Consider the following 16,919-nt stretch of genomic DNA (forward strand, 5'->3'; position numbering starts at 1 on the left):
GGATTCGGGATGCGGATTTGGGGGGCAGTGATGGGTGTGGGGCTTGCAGCTTGCTGCATCGTGCCCGCGCGCGCCCAGATCCCATCGATCAATCCCGGCGCGATCCAGAACGACATCGATCGGCAGCGCCGCCAATTCGAACAGCAGAGCGCGCCGCCCAAGCTGACCGGGCCGGCCGTGGTCGGCGGCGAGCGGGAGAAGTCCATGCTCCTGAAGCCGGGCGGGCCGAAATTCCGTCTGCGCAAGCTGGAGTTCGACCCGTCCAAGTTCATCACGCCGGCGGAGCTCGACGAGATCGCGAAGAAATATGTCGGCAAGAATGTCGACATCGCCGCGCTGTTGCAGCTTGTCGCCGACATCAACGCCATCTACGCCGCGCGCGGCATCGTCACGGGAATCGCGACGCTGCCGGAGCAGGATCCCAGGGACGGCGTGGTCAAGATCAAGCTGACTGAAGGCCGGCTGCAGAAGACGACCATCCAGGGCAACAAGCAGACCCGCGCCGACTACATCCTTCAGCGCGTGAAGGAGCCCGAAGGTGAGGTCCTCGACGTTCCCAAGCTCAATCGCGACGTGATCTGGTTCAACCGGACCAACGACGTGCAGATCAAGGCGCTGCTCCAGCCCGGCACGAGTTTCGGCCTCACCGACCTCCAATTCGCGGTGATCGAGCCGCCGGTCGATACCTTGCAGCTCTTCACCGACAACCAGGGCGTGGAGAACACCGGACGCTGGGAGGGCGGGGCCTTCTACAAGCGCCACGGCCTGTTCGGCGTCGACGACCGCCTGACCTTCTACGGGGTGCGCGCCGACGGCAATCTGAACGGCAACGTCGCCTACAGCGTTCCGGTCAATCCCTGGGGCGGCCGCGCCGGCGTCAGCTATACCGAAGGCAAGATCAAGATCATCCAGGGACCGTTCGTCGCGCTCGACGTCACGGGACGCTCGAGCCAGGCGGCGGTCAATTTCAGCCAGCCGGTCTGGGTGACACAGAACTGGCTGGTGCTGCTCAACGCCGCCGAGACCGAAGGCAAGACGGTCAGCCGCTTCTCCAGCGTCTCCGTGACCGACGACCACTACGACAAGGCCACGGCTGGCGTTTCGGTGACGAATTCCGGCAACACCTATTCGATCACGGTCTCGCCGGCCATCAACTACATCGAATGGCAGGACCACGTTCTCTCCAACAACAACCGCACGTTCAACACCTATACCGGGTCGTTGATCGCGAGCAGCGCCGCCGGTCCCGCGAACTTCAGCGCCAATGTGCTGGCGAGCTGGCAGTACACGCAGGAAAAGCTGTTGCCGGGCGACCAGATCTTCTCGATCGGCGGCCCCACCACCGTGCGCGGCTATCCGACCAATGCGGCCTCCGGCGACAGCGGCTATTATGTCAACGCCGAGCTGCACTACAACTGGTCGCAATGGCTGAGAGGCTTTGACACCTATGTCTTCACCGACTGGGGTGCGGTGTATTCGACATTCCCCGGCGTGACCGAAATGGCCTCGGTCGGCGTCGGCTTCTCCTGGACCTACGCGCAATTCATGACGTTCGAGGCGAATTACGCGACGCCGCTGAAAATGGCCGTCTCGACCCAGAACCATTACGAGGCCTATGGCCGCGTCATCCTCCGGCCGCTGCTGATGTTCCAGAAACAGGAAAGCCCCGCGCCGGTTGCGGCCGCGGCCGCCAGGAGCAAGTCGTAGCAGCGCGTTGCGCTGTCTCTCCGCCGTCATTGCGAGGAGCTCTTGCGACGAAGCAATCCAGAATGTTTCCGCAGAGATATTCTGGATTGCTTCCGCCTTCGCCAAAGGCTTCGGCGGACAAGTCGCTGCGCTCGCAATGACGGAGGATGGTGCGATCGCTCGCGTCCGGCTGAGCCTGGGGTCAGCGCCGCAGCGTGAACTCGTCCGCGCCGCGCCGGTGCTCCCATTTCGCCTGCTCCAGCTCCGGCTGGTCGCACTCGACTTGGGGATAGCCGATGCAGAGATAGGCGATGAACTTCCAGGAGGCGGGTACGTCGAGAAGGGCGTGGATGCGGTCCGGATTGAGGATCGACACCCAGCCGAGGCCGATGCCCTCGGCGCGCGCCGCGAGCCACATCGCGGTGATCGCGGCGACCACGGAATATTCCGTCGTCTCCGGCATCGTCGCGCGGCCGAGGCCGTGGCCGATGTCGCTGGCCTTGTCGGCGAACACGGCGAGGTGGCCCGGGGCCTGTTCGAGGCCCGAGAGCTTGAGTGTGGCATAGCGCGCGGCGCGTTCGCCGGAATAGCAGTTCAGCGCATCGGCGTTGCACGTCTTGAAATCGTCGACCACGGCGCGGCGGCGCGCGGCATCATCGACGATGACGAAGCGCCAGGGCTGGCTCAGGCCGACCGAGGGCGACAGGCACGCTGTCTCGATCAAGCGGTCGATCGCGCCATCCGGCAGCGGATCGGTGCGGAAGCGGCGCACGTCGCGGCGCCACACGAACAACTCGTGCAGATGTTGGCGAAAGGTGTCGTCGAACTCGACCATGAGGTCAGCGTCCCATCTGGAAGGCGGCGGCGACCAGCAGGATCAGGATCTCGCCTGTTTGCTCGAATGCGCCGAGGATGTCGCCGGTCTGTCCGCCGATCTGGCGGATGGCGAGCCGCGCCAGCAACAGGCCGGCAAGCGACAGCAGGATCAGACTGACGAGCGCCTTGCCGGGTCCGAGGGCGAGGGCGAGGGCGAGCGTTCCAAGCGCGAAGGCGATGGCAACGCTGCGCCCCGGCGGTACGCCCGCGCTCGCTGAAAGCCCATCGGGCCGCGCCGGTGGCACCAGCGACATGAACGCCGGCACGCCCGCGCGCGCTGCGGCATGCGCCGCGCACAGCGCCAGTGTGACCGCCCAGGGACTTGCGATTGCCGCAAGCGCGCTCCAGCGCAGGCCGAACGACAGGATCAGCGCGCAGACGCCGTAGGTGCCGATCCGGCTGTCGCGCATGATCTCGAGCTTGCGGTCGCGCGTGCGGCCGCCGCCGAGGCCGTCGGCGGTATCGGCAAGGCCGTCCTCGTGCAGCGCGCCGGTGATGAGGGCGGTGGTCGCGAGTGCAAGCAGGGCGGCAAGGTTCGGCGTCAGCCCGAACCGGCTCGCGACCTTGTAGACGAACGCACCGGCAAGGCCGACCAGCAGTCCCGCGAGGGGAAGCGCCCAGGTCGCGCGCGCGACGGCGCCGTCGGCTGCGGGCTTCGACGATGCCACCGGGAGGATCGTGACGAACGACGCCGCCATCCTGAGATCCGCGACCACGTCTTTCCAAAATTCGGCGCGCGGCGTCATTTCAGTTTCATCGGCAGGCCGGCGACGACAAACTCGACCTCGTCGGCGACACCAGCAATGACCTGGTTCATGATCCCGGCGGCATCGCGATAGCTGCGCGCCAGGGCGTTGTCGGGCACGATGCCGAGGCCGACCTCGTTGGTGACGAAGACGACGGGGCTCTTCAGGCGGGGCAGGGCGCCGGCGAGCTCGCTCACCTCACGTTCCCAGTTGCGCTCGGCGTGCATCAGATTGGAGAGCCACAGCGTCAGGCAGTCCACCAGCCGCGCGCCGCCGCCATCGCTCGCGAGCAGCGCGGGCACGAGATCGAGCGGCACCTCGCGCTCGATCCAGTCGGTTCCGCGCCGCGCGCGGTGCTTTGCGATGCGTGCTTCCATTTCGGCATCGAGCGCCTCGGCCGTCGCGACATAGACGTGCTGCCCGGGGAAGGCGCGCGTGCGCATTTCCGCACGCTTGCTCTTGCCCGATCGCGCTCCACCCGTGATCAAGATGACGGCCATCAAAGTCTCCTGTGGGCCTGACTAATCACCAAACGCGGCCAAAGACAAAGCCGAAATCAGGCGGGTAGGGGCTTGCGCTCGCCGCTGGCTTTGCGCAACAGGGGCGGGACAGGAGGCGGGTTTGGGCTTTGCGGGCGCGATGGTGGTGGCGATGGCGGTGGATGCCCTCCTGGGCTGGCCGTCATGGCTGTTCGCGCGGATCGGCCATCCGGTGACCTGGCTGGGCCGGCTGATCGGTGCCGTCGATACCGCCTGGAATCGCGAGGCCGACACGCCGGCGCTCCGCCGCGCCGCCGGTATCGCCGGAGCGCTTGTGGTGATCGCGCTTTCCATTGCACTCGGCTGGGTGCTTCAGTCCATGCTCCCCCGGAGCTGGATCCAGATCGTGCTGGTCGGTGTCCTGGCCTGGCCGCTGGTTGCCTTGCGTTCGTTGCACGATCATGTCGCGGCCGTCGCAAATCCCTTGCGGGCCGGCGACATCGCCGGCGCACGTGAGGCTGTTTCGCGCATCGTCGGCCGCGATCCGGCGGCGCTCGATGAGGCCGGCATCGCGCGCGCGGCGATCGAGAGCCTCGCCGAAAACGCCTCGGACGGCATCGTCGCGCCGGTGTTCTGGGGCGCGCTGTTCGGCCTGCCCGGCATCTTCGGCTACAAGGCGATCAACACGCTGGATTCCATGATCGGCCATCGCAGCGAACGGCACGAAGCGTTTGGCTGGGCCGCGGCGCGCATCGACGATGTCGCCAACTTCATCCCGGCGCGCCTGACCGGTTTTCTGTTCGTGCTGCTGGCATCGCGGCGATCCGAGGCGCTGTCGTGCATGACGCGGGATGCGCGCCGTCACCGTTCGCCCAATGCCGGCTGGCCGGAAGCCGCGATGGCGGGCGCGCTCGGCGTGCGGCTCAGCGGCCCCCGCATCTATCACGGCAGCGCGACCGACGAGCCCTGGCTCAACGAAGGCGCGCGCGATCCGCTCGCCGCCGACATCGTCGAGGGCTTGACCGTTTACCGCCGTGCCATGCTCTTGCTCGCAGGCGTGCTTGCGATCCTCGCCTTCGCGTGAAAGAACAGGGCATGCGCGAGCACGGTGGAAATCTCGATCTGGCCCAGCAGCGTTTTGGCGGACGCGCGGAGGACTGGATCGATCTGTCGACCGGGATCAACCGGTTGCCTTATCCGGTCGGTGAGGTGAGTGCGCGCGCATGGAGCGCGCTGCCGTCGCGCGCCGAGATCGAGGCGCTGCACCTTGCGGCGCGGCACGCCTATCGCACGAGCGCGCCGATGATTGCGCTTGGCGGTGCGCAGGCCGCCATTCAATTGCTGCCGCAACTCGCCGCAGCCGGCCGTGCGCGCATCCTCGCGCCGACCTACAATGAATATGCCGGCGTGCTGTCGGCCGCGGGCTGGGATGTCCAGGAGGTCGCGCAACTCGACGCGCTGGTGGGCGCGGACCTCGCCATCGTCGTCAATCCCAACAATCCCGATGGCCGGAGTTTTGCGCCAAAGGATTTGCTGGCGTTGCTGCCGCTTGTTGGCCGTCTCGTCATCGACGAGAGCTTTGCCGATGCCGTCCCGCAATTGTCGCTCGCGCCCGAAGCCGACCAGCAGGGACTGCTGGTCCTGCGCTCGTTCGGAAAGTTTTACGGCCTTGCCGGCCTGCGGCTTGGGTTTGCGATCGGCAATGCCGCCGACATCGGCAAGCTCGCGGCATTGTCAGGCCCTTGGCCCGTGTCCGGACCGGCGATCGCGATCGGCAGCCGCGCCTTGCGTGACGATGCCTGGGCCGAAGCCACGTCCGCGCGACTTGCTGACGACTGTGACCGTCTCGATGAGATGGCGCGCGCGCAGCGCTGGACGCTCGTCGGCGGCGCATCGCTGTTTCGTCTCTATGAGACACAAGATGCATGCGCAGCGCAGGAGAAGCTGGCGCGCTGCCAGATCTGGTCGCGCGTCTTCGCGCAAAAGCCGACATGGCTGCGGCTCGGACTTCCCGGCAGCGAAGCCGAATGGACGCGCCTCGGCGAGGTCCTAGCGCGCTAGTGCGAGCAGGCCGTCGACGTCGAGATGTTTCTCGATGTGATCGGCGAGGGCATCGAGCGCGCTTTCGACCCTGGCGTGATAGGGCTCGTTGCCGGCAGGAATATCCAGTTTCGCCAGATATGCCTTGCGGAAATCATCCGACGTGAACAGGCCATGCAGATAGCTGCCCTGCACGCGGCCATCGTTGGAGACCGCGCCTTCCGGTTCGCCGTTGAGCTTCGCGAACGGGCGGACGCGATCGGGACCGTCGGTGCGGCCGATGTGGATTTCGTAAGCCGCGATCGGCTGGTCCGTGGCGGCATGCACGGCCGCGACACGCGTCAGCGTTTTCTGCGGACTCATCACCGTCGCCACGTCGAGAAGTCCGAGGCCCGGCGTGTCGCCGGCAGGACCTTCGATGCCATCGGGGTCGGCGACGCTGCGCCCGAGCATCTGATAGCCGCCGCAGAGGCCGAGCACATGGCCGCCCCTGCGGTGATGGGCGAGCAGGTCGATGTCCCAGCCTTGTGCGCGCAAAAAGGCGAGATCGCCGCGGGTGGATTTTGAGCCGGGGATGATGACGAGCCTGACGTCGCCCGGGATCGCTTCGCCAGGACGCACCATCACCAGGTCAACGCCGGGTTCGAGCTTGAGCGGATCGAGATCGTCGAAATTGGCGATGCGCGACAGTGCGAGGCAGGCGATCTTGCACTGGCCCGGCTTGCGCGCGTCGCTCAGGCCCAGCGCGTCCTCGGCCGGCAGCTCGCCGGCGCGCGAAAACCACGGCAGCACGCCGAGGCCGCGCCACGCGGTCTTCTGCGCGATCAGCTGGTAACCGTCGTCGAACAGCGTGGGATCGCCGCGGAACTTGTTGATGACAAAACCCTGGATCATCGCGGCATCGTCGGGATCGATCACCGTCTTGATGCCGACGAGCTGCGCAATGACGCCGCCGCGGTCGATGTCGCCCACCAGTACCACTGGAACGTCGGCCTTGCGGGCAAAGCCCATATTGGCGATGTCGGCCTTGCGCAGATTCACTTCGGCCGGACTGCCGGCACCCTCGACCAGCACCAGATCGGCGCGGGCCTTCAGCCGCTCAAAGCTCTCCAGCACCGCGCCCATCAGCGAGGGCTTCATCGCCGCGTATTCGCGCGCCCGCGCGGTTGCGATGCGTTTGCCGTGAACCACGACCTGTGCGCCGACATCGGTCTCGGGCTTGAGCAGCACCGGGTTCATGTCAGTGTGCGGCTCGACGCCGGCGGCCAGCGCCTGCAGCGCCTGGGCGCGGCCGATCTCGCCGCCATCGACGGTGACGGCGGCGTTGTTCGACATGTTCTGCGGCTTGAAGGGGAGCACGCGCAGGCCACGCCGCGTGAAGGCGCGCGCGAGGCCTGCGACGATGAGCGACTTGCCCACGTCCGAGCCGGCCCCCTGGATCATCAGCGCGCGTGCCATCGACGTCAGAACTCGACGCCGGCCTGCGCCTTGATGCCGGAGCGGAACGGATGCTTGATCAGCGTCATCTCGGTGACGAGATCGGCGATCTCGATGAGTTCGTCCTTGGCATTGCGCCCGGTGAGCACGACATGCGTCATCTCCGGCTTTTGCGTCGTCAGGAATTCGACGACCTCGGCGATGTCGAGATAGTCGTAGCGCAGCGCGATGTTGATCTCGTCGAGCACGACCATCCGCAGGTTGGCATCAAGGATCAGCTCCTTGGCCTTCTCCCAGCCGGCGCGCGCGGCGGCGATGTCGCGGGCGCGGTCCTGCGTCTCCCAGGTAAAGCCTTCGCCCATGGCGTGAAACTGGCAGAGCTCGCCGAAATGGCCGGTGAGCAGGCGACGCTCGCCGGTGTCCCAGGCGCCCTTGATGAACTGCACGACCGCGCAGGGGAAGCCATGGGCGACGCAGCGGACGATCATGCCGAAGGCGGAGGAAGACTTGCCCTTGCCGGCGCCGGTGTGGACGATGATGAGGCCCTTTTCACCGCTCTTGGTCGCCATGATCTTGTCGCGGGCGGCCTTCTTCTTCGCCATCTTCTGGGCGTGCCGGGCGTCGGTTTCCTCAGCGGTTTGGGTATCCGGTTCTGGCGTCATCGTACCCGGTCCTTCGGCTTGACAAGAGGCGGCCGGGGGCAAATGGTGGCCCGGCGTTGGTTCCTGTCCTATGACAGGCGAAGAGGGAATGCGATAGGGTCCGAATCGGCAAGATTTTGATCCAAACTGCAGCCGCCCCCGCGACCGTGACCGGAGAGATGCCCAAAGCCACTGATCCCTCAGGGGATCGGGAAGGCGGGGATCGAAGGGCCAAAACCCTGCTCCGCAAGCCGGGAGACCTGCCAGCGCGGACGAGTTTTGGACCGGCGGACGGGGTGTTCCGCGACGGGGAAACGGCCTCTCAAGTCAGGGTCCGTGCGCCTCATCGCCTCCCGCTGTTTATCCTGGAAGAGGCGATGACCGTCACACTTCACGTCTGTATCACCTGCCGCGCCGGCCAAACGCTCGGCGAGGGCGAGACCACCCCCGGCAAACGCCTACATGGCGCGATCCTCGAGGCCGGCGTGCCCGAGGGCGTGAATGTGGTTCCCGTGGAATGCCTGTCTGCATGCAGCCAGGGCTGCTCGGTGGCACTCAGTGCGCCCGGCCGCTGGTGCTATGTCTATGGCCGCCTGTCGGATGCGAACGCGCAGGACGTGATCGCCGGTGCCGCCGCCTATGCCGCCGCGCCCGACGGCCTCGTGCCCTGGCGCAGCCGCCCTGAAATCTTCCGCAAGCAGTCGCTTGCCCGCATTCCCCCCATTGCCGTGTTGCCGGAGGCCGCTGAATGAACTCGCTCGCAAAAGTCCCGGTGACGGTGGTCACGGGCTTCCTCGGCTCCGGCAAGACGACGCTGATCCAGCACCTGCTCAGCAATGCCAACGGCAAGAAGCTCGCCGTGCTCGTCAACGAGTTCGGCAGCGAGGGCGTCGACGGCGAGATCCTGAAATCCTGCGCCGATGCGAACTGCCCGGAAGAGAACATCGTCGAGCTCGCCAATGGCTGCATCTGCTGCACCGTCGCCGACGATTTCATTCCGACTATGGAGCAGCTCTTGGCGCGCCCGGTGCGGCCCGATCATATCCTGATCGAGACCTCGGGCCTCGCGCTGCCCAAACCGCTGCTGAAGGCGTTCGACTGGCCGGAGATCCGCTCGCGCATCACGGTCGACGGCGTGATCGCGCTGGCCGATGCCGAGGCCGTCGCGGCCGGCCGCTTCGCGCCGGATCCGGAGGCGGTCGAGGCGCAGCGCGCGGCAGACGAGAATCTCGATCACGAGACGCCTCTCTCAGAGGTGTTCGAGGACCAGATCGCGTGTGCGGATATCGTGCTGCTGACCAAGGCGGACCTTGCCGGTGCGGCCGGGTTGGAAGCTGCCAAGGCGGCGATCACTGCCGAGATGCCGCGCCGTGTGCCGATGCTGCCCGTCACCGACGGCGCGATCGATGCGCGCGTCATCCTCGGCCTCGGCGCTGCCGCCGAGAACGATCTCGCCGCGCGCCCCTCGCATCACGATGGCGAGGAGGAGCACGAGCATGATGATTTCGCCTCCGTCGTGATCGATCTTCCGGAAGTGGCGGATGTCGATGCGCTGGTCGCGTCGGTGCAGAAGCTGGCGCGCGAGCAGAACGTACTGCGCGCCAAGGGCTATATCGCGGTCGCGGGCAAGCCGATGCGCCTGTTGCTTCAGGCGGTCGGTGAGCGCGTGCGCCACCAGTTCGACAAGCCCTGGGGCGCGGGCAGCCGGCAGTCGAAGCTCGTCGTGATCGGCGAGCACGGCGATATCGACGAGGCCGCGATCAAGGCGGGATTGGGAGTCTGATGCACGTCGTCTTCCGCGAGAGCCGCGGTCTGGAGGAGACCGCGACGCCAAGAGACATCGGCCAGGACCCGGCCGATCTCGTGGTGCTCTCGTACTCGGATTCCGACCTTGCGGCGTTTGCGGCCGGCTGGCGGCGGGGGCGCAACAGCCTGCCGTCGCTGCGGCTCGCCAATCTCGCGGAGCTGCGTCACCCGCTGTCGGTCGACACCTATATCGAGCGCACGCTGTCGCAGGCGCGCGGCATTCTGGTGCGGCTGATCGGCGGTGAGTCCTATTGGCCGTATGGCCTCGCGGCGCTTCAGCAACTCGCGAAGGATCGTGGCATCGTGCTGGCCGTGCTGCCGGCCGATGGCCGCGACGACACGCGGCTGGATTCGTATTCCACCTTGCCGGTCTCGACGCTGCGCCGGCTCAAGGTGCTCTGCGACACTGGTGGGCCGGTCGCGGCGCAGGCGGCGATCGCGCAACTCGCGCTGGCCTCGGGCCTCTATGCGGGACCGGTCGTCGGCGAGATGACTGTGCCCGAGATGGGCTTTTACGATCCGGCGCGTGGCGTCATTGCCGCGCCGACAGCCGGCGAGGGGAAGCCGCGGGCGCTGGTGACCTTTTATCGATCCTATCTCACCGCCGCGGACACTGGCCCCGTCGATGCGCTGATCGTCGCGCTGCGCGAGAAGGGATTTGACGCCCACGGCGTGTTCGCCACCTCGCTGAAAGCCCCGGGCGTCGCGGACTGGCTGTGCGAGCATCTTCCGCAAGTTCCTCCGGCGGCGATCGTCAACGCGACGGCGTTCTCCGCCATCGGCGACGACGGCACGACGCCGTTCGATGCGGCCTCTTGCCCCGTGTTCCAGGTCGCGCTCTCCACCGCGCGGCGCGAGGACTGGGCGGAATCGCTGCGCGGCCTGTCGCCCGGCGATCTCGCGATGCATGTCGTGCTGCCCGAGGTCGATGGCCGCATGTTCACGGGCGTGGTGAGTTTCAAGTCCGCCGCGGAGCGCGATCCCGATCTGCAGTTCTCGCATCTCGCGCACCGAGCCGACGAGGAGCGCGTGAGCGCCGTGGCCGCGCGCGTTGCGGCGTGGCGGCGCCTCGCGGAAAAGCCGGCTGCGGAGAAGCGCGTCGCCATCGTGCTCTCGAACTATCCGGGACGTCCGCACCAGATCGCGCATGCGGTTGGTCTGGATGCACTGGCTTCGGTCGAGGCCCTGGTGTCCGACCTCGCAAAGGCCGGCTTCGACGTCGCGCCGGTCCAGGCGCTCGGCGAGACGCTGCTGAAGCAGCACCTAGCCTGGAGCGTTGCCGATTACCGCGTCGCGCTCGCGCACCTGCCGCAAACCTTGCAGGATGATCTCGCGCAGGCCTGGGGCGCGCCGGAGACCGATCCGAGCTGCCGCAAGGGGGCGTTCCATTTCCCGGCCCTCGCGTGCGGCCGATCAATCATCGCGGTGCAGCCGGAGCGCGGCGATGCGGTGACGCGCGAGAGTGATTATCACGATCTCGCCCGCACGCCGCGCCACGCCTATGTCGCGTTCTATCTCTGGCTCCGCGGGCAGCGGATCGATGCCGTCGTGCACATGGGCGCGCATGGCACGCTGGAATGGCTGCCCGGAAAGTCCGTGGCGCTGTCTTCGCAATGCTGGCCGGAAGCGCTGATCGGCGATCTCCCCGTCATCTATCCCTTCATCGTCAACGACCCCGGCGAAGCCGCGCAGGCCAAGCGGCGCATCGGTGCCGTCACCATCGGCCATCTGCCGCCGCCGCTCGAAACATCCGCGGTCCCCGAAAGCCTGCGCCGGCTCGAACGCCTGCTCGACGAATATTCGACCGCCGATGGTCTCGATCCCGCCCGCCGCCAGCGCCTGATCGCCGCGATCCGCGATGAGGCGCGCGCAGCGGGCCTCGAAGACGATCTCGGTCTCGATGCATCGGCAGCGCCGGCCGAAGCGATCCCGCGCATCGATCGCTTCGTCTGCGATCTCAAGGAGAGCCAGTTCGGCGACGGTCTGCACGTGTTCGGGCGCGGCGCGTGCGGCGATGCCGAGCGGGACGCGCTGCGTGCCGCGCTCGCAGGGCAGCGCGTTGCGCCGGGACCGTCAGGCTCGCCCTATCGCGGGCGCCAGGACGTGCTGCCGACGGGACGCAATCTGTTCGCCGTCGATCCGCGCGCGGTGCCGACGCCGTCGGCGCATGCGCAGGGGATCAAGCTCGCCGAAGAGCTGCTCCGCCGCCATCTGCAGGATCACGGCGACTGGCCGAAGGGCCTCGTCGTCGATCTCTGGGGCTCGGCGACGATGCGCACCGCGGGCGAGGAGTTTGCGATGGCGCTGCATCTCGCCGGCCTCGCGCCACGCTGGGATCATGCCTCCGGCCGCGTGACCGGCTACGACATCATCGCGCCGGCCGAGCTCGGCCGCCCGCGCATCGACGTGACGCTGCGGGTCTCAGGCCTGTTCCGCGATGTCTTCGCTGGCCTGGCGCAATTGTTCGAGGCCGCCAGCGAAGCGCTGGCAAGCCGCGAGGATGAGGGCGAGGAGAATCCCTATCGCCATCGCGTCTCACGCGTGTTCGCGCCGCGCCCCGGACAATACGGCGTTGGCCTCTCGGCGATTCCCGATGCCTTCACGGCAGAGACCCGCGACGCCGCCGGCGAAGCCTGGCTGTCGGCATCGTCCTGGGCGTTCTCCGCCGATGGCGAGATCAAGCCGGATCGCACCGGCATCGAGCAGCGTCTTGCATCTGCCGATGCGTTCGTCCACGTCCAGGATCTGCCGGAAACCGATCTGCTGCTCGCCGCGGACTATGCCGCGCATGAAGCCGGCATTGCGGCGGCCGCCGCCCATCTCGGCGCTGCGGGACCCTCAATCTATCATCTCGACACGACGCGGCCCGACGAGCCGCACGCGCGCACGCTGACGGAAGAGATCTCTCGCGTCGTCCGGGCACGCGCGGCCAACCCGGCCTGGATCGCCGGCATGATGCGCCACGGTTTTCGCGGCGCGGCCGAGATCACCGCGACGTTGGAGCACATGGCGGCGTTCGCGCATCTCGCTGGTGCCGTGCCGCCGCATCTGTTCGATCTCTATTATGACGCGACGCTCGGCGATGCAGACGTATGCGCCTTCATGGCCCGCGAAAATCCGGCGGCGCTCGCCGCGATGGAGACCTGCTTCACGCGCCTGCACGAGGCCTCGCTCTGGCGGACGCGCCGCAACTCGATTGCGGCTGCGCTGCGGGAGGCGTCATGAGCGCGTCCGCGATCAAGGGCTGGTGTCCCGGCGCCTTGCGCCCGATGCTATCGGGCGACGGGCTCGTAGTTCGCGTGCGCCCGTTCGGCGGACGGCTCGATGCGGCGCAGATCTCGGGGCTTGCGCATCTGGCGGAGCGCCACGGCAATGGCCTGATCGACGTGACCAGTCGCGCCAATCTCCAGATCAGGGGTGTTACCGAGACCAGTCACCGCCTGCTGCTTGACGGTCTTGCGCAGCTTGCGTTGCTCGATCCGGACACAGAGACCGAATCCCGCCGGAACATCCTCGTCACGCCGTTCTGGCGCGACGGTGACGAGAGCCAAGCGCTCGCCGCGGAGCTCGAGGAGGCGCTCGAGGGCTGTGCGCTCGCGCTTCCGACGAAGTTCGGCTTTGCCGTCGATGACGGCACCTCGCGCGTGCTGGCCGGCGATTCCGCGGATGTGCGGATCGAGCGCGATCGCGCCGGCGGCCTCCTGGTGCGGGCTGATGGTGCGAAGCTCGGCCGTTCCGTTGTGCGCGGCGAGGCCGTGGCCACTGCACTCGCGCTCACCAACTGGTTTGTGACGTCGGGCGGTGCGAAGGGCGGGCGCGGCCGCATGGCGGCGCATCTTGCTGCCGGGGCAATCCTCCCCGAGACGTTGCGTGGCGAGGCCGAGCCCGCGCCGATCATGGCAGCGGCGCGCCCCGGCCTTTATCCGCAAGGCGCAATGGTCGGCGTCGCCTTCGGGCAAATGCCGCATGCGACGCTCAGCCAGTTTGCAGGCTGTGGGCATGCGCTGCGCATGACGCCCTGGCGCATGGTTTTGAGCGAAGGCAAGCGAATGATGCCGTCCGCGGCGGGCCTCATCACGGAGGCCTACGATCCGGCGCTGCGCGTCATCGCCTGCAGCGGCGCGCCGCGTTGCCGCGAGGCGCATGCCGACACCCGCGCGCTGGCGGCAGCACTCGCGCCGAACATCGGCTCAGCCGCGCGACTCCATGTTTCCGGCTGTGCCAAGGGCTGCGCCCATTCCGGCGCGGCCGCGGTCACGCTGGTCGCGACCGGCGCCGGCTTCGACCTCGTGCGCGGCGGATCGACGCGCGATGAGCCTATCCTGCGCGGCCTGGATCGCGACGACATCGTCAAAAATCCCTCCATCCTGATGGGAGGGCACTGATGCCGCACGTTTACGAAACCGACGGCGCGGCGATCTACCGACAATCCTTTGCGACCATCCGCACTGAGGCCGATCTTGCCCGCTTCACGCCCGACGAGGAGCAGGTGGTGGTGCGGATGATCCATGCCGCCGGCATGGTCGGCCTGGAAGCGCATATCCGCTTCACATCAGGCATGGCGACGGCTGCGCGCGCCGCGCTGCAGAAGGGCGCACCGATCCTGTGCGACGCCCGCATGGTCTCGGAAGGAATCACGCGCGCCAGATTGCCTGCGGCAAATGCCGTCATCTGCACGCTCGGCGACGAGGCCGTGCCTGCGCTGGCCCAGTCCATGCGCAATACGCGCTCGGCCGCGGCGCTGGAGCTGTGGCGTCCGCATCTCAGTGGTGCGATCGTCGCGATCGGCAACGCGCCGACGGCACTGTTTCATCTGCTCAACATGCTCGAGGACCAAAGCTGTCCGCGGCCTGCGGCGATCATCGGTTGCCCCGTCGGCTTCGTCGGCGCGGCCGAATCCAAGGCTGCGTTGATGGCCGATCCACCGGCGCCGGCGCTGACGGTCGAGGGCCGCCTCGGCGGCTCCGCGATCACGGTTGCCGCGGTGAATGCGCTGGCGAGCCGGAGCGAATAGAGATGGCACGCATCATCTGCTGCGGTCTCGGCCCTGGCGATCCTGATCTGATGAGCGTGCGTGCCGATCGCATGGTGCGCGGCACAAAGCACGTGGCCTATTTCCGCAAGAAGGGCAGGCCCGGCCAGGCAAGGCGCATCGTCGAGGGGATGCTGGCGGCCGACGTCACCGAATATCCCATGGAATATCCGGTTACGACGGAGATCGCGTTCGACAGTCCTGAATATGTCCAGCTCCTCGCCGGCTTCTACGACGAATGGGCCGAGCGGCTGGCGCGGCTTGCGCGCGCGGTCGACGTCGTCGTGCTCTGCGAGGGGGATCCTTTCTTTTACGGCTCCTTCATGCATCTGCACACGCGCCTGCAGGGCCGCGTCGAGATCGAGGTGATCGCCGGCATTCCCGGCATGGTCGGCTGCTGGAATGGCGTCGGCCAGCCGATCGCGCTCGGCGACGACGTCACGACGGTGCTGATGGGCACGCTGCCCGAAGCCGAACTCGAACGCCGTATGCGCGATTCCGATGCGCTGGTCATCATGAAGACCGGCCGCAATCTCGCGAAGGTGCGGCGCGCGCTCGCATCCGCCGGCCGGCTCGACGATGCCTGGCTGGTCGAGCGCGGTACCATGCCGGGCGAACGCGTGGCGCGGCTCGCCGAGATCGATGCCGCCGACTGTCCTTATTTTGCGATCGTGCTCGTGCATGGCAAGGGCCGGCATCTGGACGCCGCCGAATGACGGGCACGCTGACCATCGCGGGCCTCGGGCCGGGCAGCGATGCGCTGGTGACGCCTGAGGTCTCTGCGGCGCTTGCAGCCGCGACCGACATTCTGGGCTACGCACCTTACGTCGCGCGCGTGCCACCGCGGCCCGGTCTCAAGCTGCATCCTTCCGATAACCGCGAGGAGTTGCAGCGTGCGGGCGAAGCCCTGCGGCTTGCGGCTGAAGGCGGGCAGGTGGTCGTGGTCTCCTCCGGCGATCCCGGCGTGTTCGCGATGGCCTCGGCCGTGTTCGAGGCGCTGGAACAGGCGCCACAATATCAGGAGCTGCCGATCCGCGTGCTGCCGGGTATCACCGCGATGCTGGCCGCGGCCGCGCGCGCCGGCGCGCCGCTCGGCCATGATTTCTGCGCGATCAATCTCTCGGACAATCTCAAGCCGTGGACGGTGATCGAGAAGCGCCTGCGGCTCGCCGCCGAGGCCGACTTTTCGATTGCGATGTACAATCCGCGTTCGGCGAGCCGGCCTGAGGGCTTTGGCCGCGCGCTCGCGGTTTTGAAGGATGCTGGTTGTGGTGATCGCCTCGTGATCTTCGCGCGCGCGATCAGCGCGACAGGCGAAAAGATCGAGACCGTCACGCTGAACAACGCGACGCCCGAGATGGCCGACATGCGCACGCTTGTCATCGTCGGCAATTCGCAGACGCGCCGCGTCGGCCGCTGGATCTACGCACCGAGGCGGGTCGAATGACCGAGCCACTGCATGATCTCGGCCACGCTCTCGACCTGCGATCGCGCGGGCAGTTGCGGCCGCGCAATCATGATCACGGGCAGGCCGAGCATCCGCGCCGCGTCGATCTTGGCGCGGGCGCCATCGCCGCCGGAGTTGCGGGCAACGATCCAGGCGATGCCGCGCGTACGCATCATCTCCAGTTCGCCGCCAAGCGTGAACGGTCCGCGCGATACGATCACGTCGGCCGCGAAGGGCAGCGGCGCTTCGGCCGGATCGACGAACCGCAGCGTGTAGGCGTGCTGCGGCTTGCTCGCGAATGGCGCGATGTGCTGGCGGCCGATGGCGAGGAAGATGTTTGCCGGCGCCTCGGGCAGCGCGGCGACCGCGGCGTTGACGTCGGAGACCTCGATCCAATTGTCGCCGGGCACTTTTGTCCAGGAAGCACGCTCCAGCGCAATCAGCGGCGTGCCGGTGTTCGCGCACGCTTCGACCGCATGACGGCTCATCTCGGCCGCGAAAGGATGCGTCGCGTCGATCACATGCGTGATGCCTTCGTGCCTGACATAGTCGGCAAGTCCGATCACGCCACCAAAGCCGCCGATCCGGGTCGGCAGCGGCTGATCGGCGGGCGCGCGGGTGCGACCGCCATAGGAATAGACGGCATCGATGCCCGCGCGCGCGATCGCCGCCGCGAGCAGGCTCGCATCGGCGGTTCCGCCCAGAATGAGGGCGCGAATCATGGCTGAT

The 16,919-nt window shown here is 67.5% G+C and carries 16 protein-coding genes and 1 riboswitch; of the genes, 10 read left to right on the top strand and 6 right to left on the bottom strand.

The annotated features are described in order from the left end of the window. Nucleotides 1-9: 9 nt before the first annotated feature. Nucleotides 10-1,707, top strand: a complete 1,698-nt coding sequence (locus tag VGR99_RS12350; protein WP_326898641.1) for a ShlB/FhaC/HecB family hemolysin secretion/activation protein — start codon at nucleotides 10-12, stop codon at nucleotides 1,705-1,707. A 181-nt stretch (nucleotides 1,708-1,888) separates the two neighbouring features. Here VGR99_RS12350 and bluB read toward each other — a convergent pair whose 3' ends face one another. From bluB to cobU, 3 genes are read right to left on the bottom strand one after another with little or no spacing between them, the layout of a single operon-like run. Continuing rightward, nucleotides 1,889-2,521 (bottom strand): 5,6-dimethylbenzimidazole synthase, encoded by a 633-nt coding sequence (bluB, locus tag VGR99_RS12355; protein ID WP_326898642.1) that lies wholly within the window; start codon nucleotides 2,519-2,521, stop codon nucleotides 1,889-1,891. Nucleotides 2,522-2,525: 4 nt separating this feature from the next. After that, nucleotides 2,526-3,308: an adenosylcobinamide-GDP ribazoletransferase gene (gene cobS / locus VGR99_RS12360; RefSeq protein ID WP_326898643.1), complete on the bottom strand. Its 783-nt coding sequence runs from the start codon at nucleotides 3,306-3,308 to the stop codon at nucleotides 2,526-2,528. Beyond that, nucleotides 3,305-3,808 carry a bifunctional adenosylcobinamide kinase/adenosylcobinamide-phosphate guanylyltransferase gene (gene cobU, locus VGR99_RS12365; RefSeq protein ID WP_326898644.1) on the bottom strand — a complete coding sequence of 168 codons (504 nt, stop codon included), beginning with the start codon at nucleotides 3,806-3,808 and terminating at the stop codon, nucleotides 3,305-3,307. Before cobU ends, cobS begins: the two co-directional genes overlap by 4 nt. A 121-nt stretch (nucleotides 3,809-3,929) precedes the next feature. On the opposite strand from cobU, the gene cbiB reads away from it, so the two are divergent. Both cbiB and cobD read left to right on the top strand, forming a co-directional pair. Next, complete coding sequence (gene cbiB, locus VGR99_RS12370) at nucleotides 3,930-4,871, top strand: adenosylcobinamide-phosphate synthase CbiB (protein WP_326898645.1); 942 nt, start codon at nucleotides 3,930-3,932, stop codon at nucleotides 4,869-4,871. 11 nt (nucleotides 4,872-4,882) lie between these two features. Next, nucleotides 4,883-5,848 (top strand): threonine-phosphate decarboxylase CobD, encoded by a 966-nt coding sequence (cobD, locus tag VGR99_RS12375; protein WP_326898646.1) that lies wholly within the window; start codon nucleotides 4,883-4,885, stop codon nucleotides 5,846-5,848. On the opposite strand, the gene VGR99_RS12380 is transcribed toward cobD, so the two are convergent. Together VGR99_RS12380 and cobO are read right to left on the bottom strand one after the other, a co-directional pair. Next, a complete protein-coding gene (locus VGR99_RS12380) occupies nucleotides 5,837-7,285 on the bottom strand; it encodes a cobyric acid synthase (RefSeq protein WP_326898647.1) in 1,449 nt (482 codons plus the stop codon). The two genes, cobD and VGR99_RS12380, sit on opposite strands and share 12 nt — an antisense overlap. Before the next feature lie 5 nt (nucleotides 7,286-7,290). Then, nucleotides 7,291-7,926 (bottom strand): cob(I)yrinic acid a,c-diamide adenosyltransferase, encoded by a 636-nt coding sequence (cobO, locus tag VGR99_RS12385; protein WP_326898648.1) that lies wholly within the window; start codon nucleotides 7,924-7,926, stop codon nucleotides 7,291-7,293. A 40-nt stretch (nucleotides 7,927-7,966) separates the two neighbouring features. Then, nucleotides 7,967-8,187: riboswitch (cobalamin riboswitch) on the top strand. 95 nt (nucleotides 8,188-8,282) lie between these two features. Between cobO and VGR99_RS12390 the strand changes: the two genes are divergently transcribed. From VGR99_RS12390 to cobJ, 7 genes are read left to right on the top strand one after another with little or no spacing between them, the layout of a single operon-like run. Beyond that, nucleotides 8,283-8,657 (top strand): DUF1636 domain-containing protein, encoded by a 375-nt coding sequence (locus tag VGR99_RS12390; RefSeq protein ID WP_326898649.1) that lies wholly within the window; start codon nucleotides 8,283-8,285, stop codon nucleotides 8,655-8,657. Beyond that, entirely contained in the window at nucleotides 8,654-9,688 is a 1,035-nt protein-coding gene (cobW, locus tag VGR99_RS12395; RefSeq protein ID WP_326898650.1) for a cobalamin biosynthesis protein CobW, read from the top strand. The genes VGR99_RS12390 and cobW overlap by 4 nt, the downstream gene beginning before the upstream one ends. After that, the gene (gene cobN, locus VGR99_RS12400; protein WP_326898651.1) at nucleotides 9,688-12,936 is read left to right on the top strand and encodes a cobaltochelatase subunit CobN; all 3,249 of its coding nucleotides are present in this window, start codon (nucleotides 9,688-9,690) and stop codon (nucleotides 12,934-12,936) included. The genes cobW and cobN overlap by 1 nt, the downstream gene beginning before the upstream one ends. Continuing rightward, nucleotides 12,933-14,096, top strand: a complete 1,164-nt coding sequence (cobG, locus tag VGR99_RS12405; RefSeq protein ID WP_326898652.1) for a precorrin-3B synthase — start codon at nucleotides 12,933-12,935, stop codon at nucleotides 14,094-14,096. Before cobN ends, cobG begins: the two co-directional genes overlap by 4 nt. Beyond that, entirely contained in the window at nucleotides 14,096-14,725 is a 630-nt protein-coding gene (locus VGR99_RS12410) for a precorrin-8X methylmutase (RefSeq protein ID WP_326898653.1), read from the top strand. The genes cobG and VGR99_RS12410 overlap by 1 nt, the downstream gene beginning before the upstream one ends. A 2-nt stretch (nucleotides 14,726-14,727) precedes the next feature. Beyond that, nucleotides 14,728-15,459, top strand: a complete 732-nt coding sequence (locus VGR99_RS12415) for a precorrin-2 C(20)-methyltransferase (protein ID WP_326898654.1) — start codon at nucleotides 14,728-14,730, stop codon at nucleotides 15,457-15,459. Then, entirely contained in the window at nucleotides 15,456-16,190 is a 735-nt protein-coding gene (gene cobJ, locus VGR99_RS12420; RefSeq protein ID WP_326898655.1) for a precorrin-3B C(17)-methyltransferase, read from the top strand. Before VGR99_RS12415 ends, cobJ begins: the two co-directional genes overlap by 4 nt. Here cobJ and VGR99_RS12425 read toward each other — a convergent pair. Beyond that, a complete protein-coding gene (locus tag VGR99_RS12425) occupies nucleotides 16,166-16,912 on the bottom strand; it encodes a cobalt-precorrin-6A reductase (RefSeq protein WP_326898656.1) in 747 nt (248 codons plus the stop codon). The genes cobJ and VGR99_RS12425 overlap by 25 nt on opposite strands. Nucleotides 16,913-16,919: the final 7 nt, after the last annotated feature.

Source organism: Bradyrhizobium sp. (assembly GCF_035935975.1).
In the GTDB taxonomy this organism is placed as follows: Bacteria; Pseudomonadota; Alphaproteobacteria; order Rhizobiales; family Xanthobacteraceae; genus Bradyrhizobium.

Coding starts and splice junctions, on each gene's coding strand:
- cobU (WP_326898644.1), bottom strand. CDS start 3,808: ATGGCCGTCATCTTGATCACGGGTGGAGCGCGATCGGGCAAGAGCAAG.
- cobD (WP_326898646.1), top strand. CDS start 4,883: ATGCGCGAGCACGGTGGAAATCTCGATCTGGCCCAGCAGCGTTTTGGC.
- bluB (WP_326898642.1), bottom strand. CDS start 2,521: ATGGTCGAGTTCGACGACACCTTTCGCCAACATCTGCACGAGTTGTTC.
- cobG (WP_326898652.1), top strand. CDS start 12,933: ATGAGCGCGTCCGCGATCAAGGGCTGGTGTCCCGGCGCCTTGCGCCCG.
- VGR99_RS12390 (WP_326898649.1), top strand. CDS start 8,283: ATGACCGTCACACTTCACGTCTGTATCACCTGCCGCGCCGGCCAAACG.
- cobN (WP_326898651.1), top strand. CDS start 9,688: ATGCACGTCGTCTTCCGCGAGAGCCGCGGTCTGGAGGAGACCGCGACG.
- VGR99_RS12425 (WP_326898656.1), bottom strand. CDS start 16,912: ATGATTCGCGCCCTCATTCTGGGCGGAACCGCCGATGCGAGCCTGCTC.
- cobW (WP_326898650.1), top strand. CDS start 8,654: ATGAACTCGCTCGCAAAAGTCCCGGTGACGGTGGTCACGGGCTTCCTC.
- cobS (WP_326898643.1), bottom strand. CDS start 3,308: ATGACGCCGCGCGCCGAATTTTGGAAAGACGTGGTCGCGGATCTCAGG.
- VGR99_RS12380 (WP_326898647.1), bottom strand. CDS start 7,285: ATGGCACGCGCGCTGATGATCCAGGGGGCCGGCTCGGACGTGGGCAAG.
- VGR99_RS12350 (WP_326898641.1), top strand. CDS start 10: ATGCGGATTTGGGGGGCAGTGATGGGTGTGGGGCTTGCAGCTTGCTGC.
- cobJ (WP_326898655.1), top strand. CDS start 15,456: ATGACGGGCACGCTGACCATCGCGGGCCTCGGGCCGGGCAGCGATGCG.
- VGR99_RS12410 (WP_326898653.1), top strand. CDS start 14,096: ATGCCGCACGTTTACGAAACCGACGGCGCGGCGATCTACCGACAATCC.
- cobO (WP_326898648.1), bottom strand. CDS start 7,926: ATGACGCCAGAACCGGATACCCAAACCGCTGAGGAAACCGACGCCCGG.
- VGR99_RS12415 (WP_326898654.1), top strand. CDS start 14,728: ATGGCACGCATCATCTGCTGCGGTCTCGGCCCTGGCGATCCTGATCTG.